Genomic DNA, 7,013 nt, shown 5'->3' on the forward strand with positions numbered 1-7,013 from the left:
CAGGCTGACGTCGCCGGGAACGACGGAGCAGATCTCCTCGACCAGCGGGCGGAAGGGGCGCTTCTCCTTGGCGATGAGCGACGGGTTCGTCGTGCAGCCGTCCACGAGCCCCATCGCCACGCCTTCCTTGAGCTCGGCGACGTTCGCGCTGTCGAGAAAGATCTTCATGTCGTGCCTCCTGGTTTGGGGACCTCGGGGCCCAGTGTAGTCGCGCCGCGCGAAGCGGGCAAGCCTCAAGCGCCGCGGTGGCGCCGGTAGGCCGCGAGCCGCGCGTCGAGGCCGGGCCGGTCGAGGATGGCCGCGGGTCCCTCGGCTTCGACCGAGGCCGCTCCCGCGCACGCCGCTGCGGTCGCCGCCTCCCACGCATCTCCGAGGCGCTGGTACTCGATCAGGAGCGTGCTCGCGAAGACGTCGCCCGCGCCCGTCGGGTCGATCTCCTTCGCGGCGTCGGCCTCGACGTGGTAGGAATCGCCGTTGACGTAGAGCGTCGCCCCGCGCTTCCCGCGCGTGATGGCGCCCAGCGGCACCTGCTGGAGCCACGCGACGGCGCCCGCGTCGCCTCCGGGCAGATCCTCTTCGCTGAGGACCAGGAGCTGGGTGCGCGGCAGCACGTCGTCGGCGTCCTCCCACGGCTGCGGGCCCATCCGGCCGCCGCGGCCGCGCTTGCGCAACCAGCCCTGCGGCAGCACGGCGACGGCCGCGTCCTCGAAAGCGCCGGCCAGCGCCGGGTCCACCTCGCCCGCCACGGGGCACAGCACGGCCAGCGGCGCTCCCCGCCACGCCGCGGGGAGGTGCTCCATCTCGAGATCGGCCGCGCGGGAGAGGAGGGTGAGGGTGCGCGCGCCCCTGGATTGGCCGAGCCGGTAGCGCGTCGTCTGAGGTGACGCCACCGTCGTGACGTGGATCCCCTCGGGAAAGACGTCGAGCGGGTAGTCGGGAGAGATGGAGGTCAGGAGGCCGACGCTGAGGCCGAGCCGCCGGGCAGTCAGCGCCGCGTAGTAGGCCGAGCCGCCGGGCCTGACGCCCGACGGCGTCTCGTCGAAGGTCACGTGCCCGATGGCGACCAGGTCGATCATGGATCCCCCCTCCCCGCCCGGGAGAGGGCCGCCCTCACAGCTCCATCTGCTTGGCGATGATCTCCTTCATGATCTCGGAGGTGCCGCCGCCGATGGTCAAAAGGCGGATGTCGCGGAAGAAGCGCTCGATCGGGTACTCGCGCATGTAGCCGTAGCCGCCGTGGAGCTGGACGCAGTCGTACGCGACCTTCTGGGCCATCTCCCCGGCGAAGAGCTTCACCATGGAGATCTCCTTGACCGCCTCCTCACCGCCCTGGAACTTGAGGCAGGCGGCGTAGGTCAGCCAGCGGGCCGCCTCGATGAGGGTCGCCAGGTCGGCCAGCTTGTGGCGCACGACCTGCTTGCCCGACAGCGGGCCGTCGAAGGCGTGGCGCTGCTTCACGTATGCGATGGTGTCCTCGAGCGCGCGCGCGCAGCCGGCCACGGCGTGGAGCCCGGCCACCAGCCGCTCCCGCTGGAAAACCCGCATGACCTCGTAGAAGCCCACACCCTCCCGCCCCAGCAGGTTCTCGGCCGGCACGCGCATGTCCTGGAAGGCAAGCTCGGCGGTGTCCGAGGCGCGGTTGCCCATCTTGTCGAGCTTGCGGCTCACGGTGAATCCCGGCGTGCTCCGCTCGACCAGGAACATGGAAATGCCCCGATGCCTCTTCCCTTGGGAGTCGCGCTTCTCGCGGTCTCCGCTCTCGATACGCGCCGCGACGAAGAAGATGTCGGCCATCACGCCGTTGGTGATGAACATCTTGGAGCCGTTCAGCACGTAGTGGCCGCCGTCCCTGACGGCGCGCGTCCGGATGGCGGCCACGTCGGAGCCACCGCCGGGCTCGGTCACCGCGATGGCGGTGAGCTTGTCGCCCCGGCAAATGCCCGGCAGGTGTCTCTCCTTGAGCGCTTCGCTGCCCGTCCAGTACAGGTGGGGCGAGGCCATGTCGGTGTGTACGCCGAGCGCCATGGCAAAGGCGGCGCAGCGGGAGCGCGCCGCTTCCTCGCAGAGCACGGCCGTGGTGAGGAAGTCGGCGCCGCCGCCGCCGTACTTCTCGTCGTACTCGACGCCGAGGAAGCCCAAGGCGCCCATGCGCGGCCAGATCGACTTGGGGATCTGTCCGGCCTCCTCCCACTCGTTGACATACGGCTCGACCTCCTTCTCGACGAAGGAGCGCACCGCCTGGCGGAACATTTCGTGCTGCTCGTTGAAGATCTTCATGCGCCGCTGCCCCACTTCGCCTTGACGGCTTCCCGGTCCACGCCGCCTTCGGCCGACCGCGCGAGGGCATCGGCGAACACCACCACGTGGGGACGCTTGAAGCGGGCGATCTTCGACGCCACGAAGTCGCTGACCTGCTGGGCGGTGTAGCGGCCCGCGCTCTTCACCTCGACGACGGCCTTGATCGCTTCACCCCATTTGGCGTCGGGGATGCCGTACACGCACACACCGCTCACTCCGTCCATTTCCATAATGACCGTCTCGACCTCCGCGGGGTACACGTTCTCCCCGCCGGGCTTGATCAGCTCCTTCTCGGGCTTGCGCCTGACGTAGTGGAGGTAGCCGTCGGTATCGAAGCGCCCCACGTCGCCGGTGTGGTGCCAGCCGTTGCGGAAGGTGTACGCCGTCACGTCGGGCTGGGCGAAGTAGCCCTGGAACACGAGCGGGCCGCGGACGGTAATCTCGCCCGGCGTGCCCACCGGCACCTCGCGGTCGTCGTCGTCCACCAGCTTGATCCGGCACAGGGGCGCCGGCTTGCCGGCGGCGCCGGGCTGCTCCGACACGCGCTGGAGGCTGACGAAACCGCTCGTCTCCGATTGGCCGAAGCCCGTCCAGAACTGCGCCCCGGTGCCCTCGTGCAGGCGCTGGATGGTCTGGGGTGAGTCCAAGCCGGAGACGTGCTTCAAGCTCGGCAGCCGGCTTCCCAGCTTCCCGGCGGCGTCCAGCAGGCTCTGCAGCACGGGAGGATAATCCGAGACGTGGGTGACGCGGTGGCGGTCGATGAGCCGCACCGCTTCCTCCGCGTCGAAGCGCGGCACCAGCACGCTGGCGGCGCCGGCGTGCATGTGGGCCATGGCCATGCCGAGAGCGGTGATGTGGAACAGGGGGAGTGCTAAGAGGTAGTGATCCGCCGGGGTCAAGCCGAGGCAGGCCATGGCGGTCAGGTTGGCGGCGACGACATTGGCGTGGGTCAGCACGGCGCCGCGCGGGATCATGTCGACCGCCGCGGTGGAGATGACGGCAAACGGGTCGGCGGGCGACACCTCGGCCGCTTCGGCTCCACCTGAGAACCCGTACAGCGAGTCGCCATACAGTGAGTCAAAAGGCGTGAAACCGGGCCCCGCGGATTCACCGAACTGATACCAGTGCGGCACGGTCTTGAAGCGCTGCGGCCACGCCGCCACGACGCTGAGCGTGGAGGCATCGGCCACCATCATCTGCGGCGCCGCGCGCTCCATCACGCGCTCCACTTCCTGCTCGGTCAAGCGCCAGTTGATGGGATAGGCGATGATGCCCTGGCGCGCGCAGGCGCCGTACAGCTCGAGGTACGCGGCATCGTTCTGCGCCAGCACGCATATGCGCTCGCCCTTGCCGATGCCCAGGGCCGCCAGGCCTGCCGCCAGGTCGTCCACACGTCCCTTGAACTCTCTAAACGACAGGGGACGGTCGCCGTGGATGACGGCGGGCGCGTCGCCGTGCACCGACGCGCCGCGCGCGATCATGTCGTAGACGGTGAATGCGTGCACACTCATGCCGCGCGTGGAGCCTCCCGTCACTGCCCGACGATGTCCTTCTTCATGGGCCCGAGGATCGCCAGGAGCTCCTGCTGCTCCTTGGCGCCGACCTTGAACTTGTTGAGCGACTTGACCAGGTCCTCCACGGTCGCGCTCCACTCGGCATCGGTGATGCGCATACCGGCGTGGGTCGCCTTCATGTCGCGCCCGAGATAGGCGCAGGGCCCGCCGGTCGCGTCGCAGATCTGGTCGGCGAGGTTGGTCTGGAGCTTCGCGACCGCCGCGGGCTGCAGCCCTTTGAAGCGGCTGTTCACGCGCGGGTCGGCCACGACGTTGGCGACGAAATCGTCCACGACTCCCTTGATCGCCTCGCGCCCGCCCAGCCGCTGGTACAGCGTCGGCCCGGGCGGCGCCGAGGCGCAGGCTGCGAAGGTCACGGCAACCACGGCCATCAGGACGGCTCGGCTCATCAGTCGCATCGGCATGCCTCCTCGGTGAGGGATTGGGCTAGCTCAGCCAGCGTTTGCGGCGCTTGTAGTGCTTCACGTCCCGGTACGACTTCCGGGCGCCCACCTCGGTGAGCCCCAGGTAGAACTCCTTGATGTCGGCGTTGTCGCGGAGCGCGGCCGCGGGACCGTCGAGCACGATGCGCCCGTTCTCCATGACGTAGCCGTGCTCGGCGACCTCGAGCGCCAGGTTGGCGTTCTGCTCCACCAGGAGCACGGTCAGCTTCTGCTCGTGGCTCAGGCGCCGGACGATGCCGAAGATCTCCTCGACCAGCAGCGGCGCCAGCCCCAGCGAGGGCTCGTCGAGCAGGATGACCTTCGGGTTGGACATGAGGGCCCGCCCAATGACGAGCATCTGCTGCTCCCCGCCCGAGAGGTAGCCGGACTGCACCGCCCGCCGCTCCTTGAGCTTCGGAAAGTACTGGTAGACGCGCTCGATGCCCTCTTTGACGCGCGCGCCGTCGCGCTGGATGTGCCCGCCCGCGACCAGGTTTTCCTCGGTGGTCAGGTGCTCGAAGACGCGGCGCCCCTCGAAGACCTGGACGACGCCGCGCTTCACGACCTCGTGAGGCGCCAGGCGGTCGAGGCGCTCGCCGTCGAACTCGACCGATCCCTTCGTCACCTCTCCGCGCTCGGCCCGCAGCAGACCCGAGACGGCCTTCAACGTGGTCGTCTTGCCCGCGCCGTTGGCGCCGAGCAGCGTCGTGACGCTGGCTTCCTTCACGGTCAGCGACACCCCCTTGAGGACGAGGATGACGCTGTCGTAGATGACCTCGACGTTGTTGAGCGTGATCATGGCGATGTCAACACTGCGGCGGGGGCCGGGTGTCCTGGGCCCCGGCCGCAGCGCCGGCGCTCACTTCTTCGCGCCCGCCTCCTTGATGTGCTTGGCCAGCACTTCCGGATAGGCCTTGTCCCACTCGGTCGCCTTCATCCACTTCCCCCCTCTGATCTGGAAGATCTGCACCCACCCTCCGCCCTCGTGGTCCAGCGCCGTGATCTCGAGCGGAGGCACCAAGCCGCCCAGCGTGAAGCCCTTGATCTTCTCGAAGCCCGCCTTCACGTCCGCCCCGGTGATGGTGCCGCCGGGCTTGGCCTTCAACGCGTTCCGGATGGCCTCGATGTGAACTGCCGCGATCAGGACGCCGCGGTTGTAGAAGACCGTCGAGGCCATCTCCGCGGGCGGCTCCTTGCCTTCCTTCTTGTACATCGCGCGGATCTCGTTCAGCACGGGATAGTCGGACCCGACACCCGCGAACTGCATGCCGTAGTACCCCTCCGCCACCGCGCCCCCGCCGGCCGCCTCGACGTCGGCCTCCGAGGCGCCCCAGACCATGGAGACCACCTTGCGCAGCGGGAAGCCCACGCGCTTGAGCTCCTTGATCGAGACCGACGGCGACCGGCCGAAGAGGTGGGCGATGACGAAGTCGGCCCGGTAGCGCTGGGCGATGTCGAGCGCCTGGGCGCCCATCTCGATGCCCGGCGGCGGCACCGCGAAGACCTTGAGCTGGAAGCCTTCCTGGGCCGCCAGGTCCTCGAGAATCGGCAGCGGCTCGCGGCCGGCCGGGTTGTCGTAGAAGAGGTAGGCGATCTTCTTGCCCTTGAGGCTGCCGCCCAGCTGCGCCTTTGCGAACTTAACCCCGACGGCGCCCTGCGACCAGTACGTCGCCGCGATGGGGAAGATGTACGGGTACTTCGTCCCGTCGGCGGCCGCGGATGTGCCGAAGCCGGGCGACGTCCCGGGGATGCGGTCTTCCGTCAGCTTCTGCGTCAGCGCCTGGGTATGCGGCGTGCCGTAGATGCTGATCAGCACCGCGCCCTCCTTCTTGTGGCGCTCGTACGCCTCCATGCCCTGCGGCACCTTGTACTCGTGGTCGATCTCGATCGCCTTGATCTTGTAGCCCTCGATCCCGCCCTTGCTGTTCACGAGCCTGACGTAGTCGTGGTAGCCCGGGCAGAGCTTGACACCGACGGTCTGCGTGGCGCCGGTGCGGTCGCACTGAAGGCCGATCACGACCTCCTTCTGCGCGGCCGCGGGGCCGGGACCCGCCAGTGTCGCGACCGCCAGGACGAGCAACCCGATCATGACAGCGACAGACTTCCTCATGGTTGTGCTCCTCTCCCGCGTACGGTCAGTACGCGAAGGGCCAGAAACGAAAGTAGCTGCGGACATTGCGCCACAGCCGGTTGAGCCCCTCGGGCTCGACGACGAGAAAAAAGACGATAAGCGCCCCAAACAGGATCAGCCGCAGGTTGGGGATGATGTTGAGCACAGCAGCCGGAGAAAAGAAGAGGCCGCCGAAGGCCTCCATACTCAGGCGGATCACGATGGGCAGCAGCGTCACGAAGATGGCGCCGAAGATCGACCCCAGCACCGACCCGAGCCCGCCGATGATGATCATCGCGAGGTAGTCGATGGACACCGTGATCTGGAACTGCTCGTAGTTGGCGATGCCGAGGTAATACGTGTAGAGCACGCCGGTCACGCCCGCGTAAAAGGAGGAAATCGCGAAGGCCAGCAGCTTGTAGCGGAAGATGTTGATGCCCATGGCCTCGGCCGAGATATCGTTGTCGCGGATGGCGATGAAAGCCCGGCCCACCCGGGTGCGCACGATGTTCTTGGCCAGGAAGGTGAACAGCACTGCCGCCGGCACTACTATATAGAAGAAGCTCCGGTCGGTGGAGAATACCACCGGTCCCAGCTTTGGCGGGTCCA

The 7,013-nt window shown here is 68.1% G+C and carries 8 protein-coding genes; all 8 read right to left on the reverse strand.

The window, feature by feature from the left end:
- The coding region (locus Q7W02_03650) for a transaldolase family protein (GenBank protein ID MDO8475284.1) at positions 1-168 on the reverse strand (168 nt) is incomplete at its 3' end.
- A 65-nt stretch (positions 169-233) separates the two neighbouring features.
- Positions 234-1,076, reverse strand: a complete 843-nt coding sequence (locus Q7W02_03655; protein MDO8475285.1) for a PfkB family carbohydrate kinase — start codon at positions 1,074-1,076, stop codon at positions 234-236.
- A gap of 34 nt (positions 1,077-1,110) precedes the next feature.
- Entirely contained in the window at positions 1,111-2,277 is a 1,167-nt protein-coding gene (locus Q7W02_03660) for an acyl-CoA dehydrogenase family protein (protein ID MDO8475286.1), read from the reverse strand.
- The gene (locus Q7W02_03665; protein MDO8475287.1) at positions 2,274-3,809 is read right to left on the reverse strand and encodes an AMP-binding protein; all 1,536 of its coding nucleotides are present in this window, start codon (positions 3,807-3,809) and stop codon (positions 2,274-2,276) included. Before Q7W02_03665 ends, Q7W02_03660 begins: the two co-directional genes overlap by 4 nt.
- 20 nt (positions 3,810-3,829) lie before the next feature.
- Positions 3,830-4,270 (reverse strand): group 1 truncated hemoglobin, encoded by a 441-nt coding sequence (locus Q7W02_03670; GenBank protein ID MDO8475288.1) that lies wholly within the window; start codon positions 4,268-4,270, stop codon positions 3,830-3,832.
- Between the two features lie 28 nt (positions 4,271-4,298).
- Positions 4,299-5,093 carry an ABC transporter ATP-binding protein gene (locus Q7W02_03675; GenBank protein MDO8475289.1) on the reverse strand — a complete coding sequence of 265 codons (795 nt, stop codon included), beginning with the start codon at positions 5,091-5,093 and terminating at the stop codon, positions 4,299-4,301.
- A gap of 60 nt (positions 5,094-5,153) precedes the next feature.
- Positions 5,154-6,404 (reverse strand): ABC transporter substrate-binding protein, encoded by a 1,251-nt coding sequence (locus Q7W02_03680; GenBank protein MDO8475290.1) that lies wholly within the window; start codon positions 6,402-6,404, stop codon positions 5,154-5,156.
- Between the two features lie 25 nt (positions 6,405-6,429).
- Positions 6,430-7,013, reverse strand: a 584-nt coding sequence (locus Q7W02_03685; protein ID MDO8475291.1) for a branched-chain amino acid ABC transporter permease, incomplete at its 5' end; no start/stop codon positions are given.

It is taken from the genome of Candidatus Rokuibacteriota bacterium (assembly GCA_030647435.1).
In the GTDB taxonomy this organism is placed as follows: domain Bacteria; phylum Methylomirabilota; class Methylomirabilia; order Rokubacteriales; family CSP1-6; genus AR37.

Excerpts from the sequence above, each read along its gene's own strand:
- Q7W02_03680 (MDO8475290.1), bottom strand. The coding sequence starts at position 6,404 with ATGAGGAAGTCTGTCGCTGTCATGATCGGGTTGCTCGTCCTGGCGGTC.
- Q7W02_03665 (MDO8475287.1), bottom strand. The coding sequence starts at position 3,809 with ATGAGTGTGCACGCATTCACCGTCTACGACATGATCGCGCGCGGCGCG.
- Q7W02_03670 (MDO8475288.1), bottom strand. The coding sequence starts at position 4,270 with ATGCGACTGATGAGCCGAGCCGTCCTGATGGCCGTGGTTGCCGTGACC.
- Q7W02_03675 (MDO8475289.1), bottom strand. The coding sequence starts at position 5,093 with ATGATCACGCTCAACAACGTCGAGGTCATCTACGACAGCGTCATCCTC.
- Q7W02_03660 (MDO8475286.1), bottom strand. The coding sequence starts at position 2,277 with ATGAAGATCTTCAACGAGCAGCACGAAATGTTCCGCCAGGCGGTGCGC.
- Q7W02_03655 (MDO8475285.1), bottom strand. The coding sequence starts at position 1,076 with ATGATCGACCTGGTCGCCATCGGGCACGTGACCTTCGACGAGACGCCG.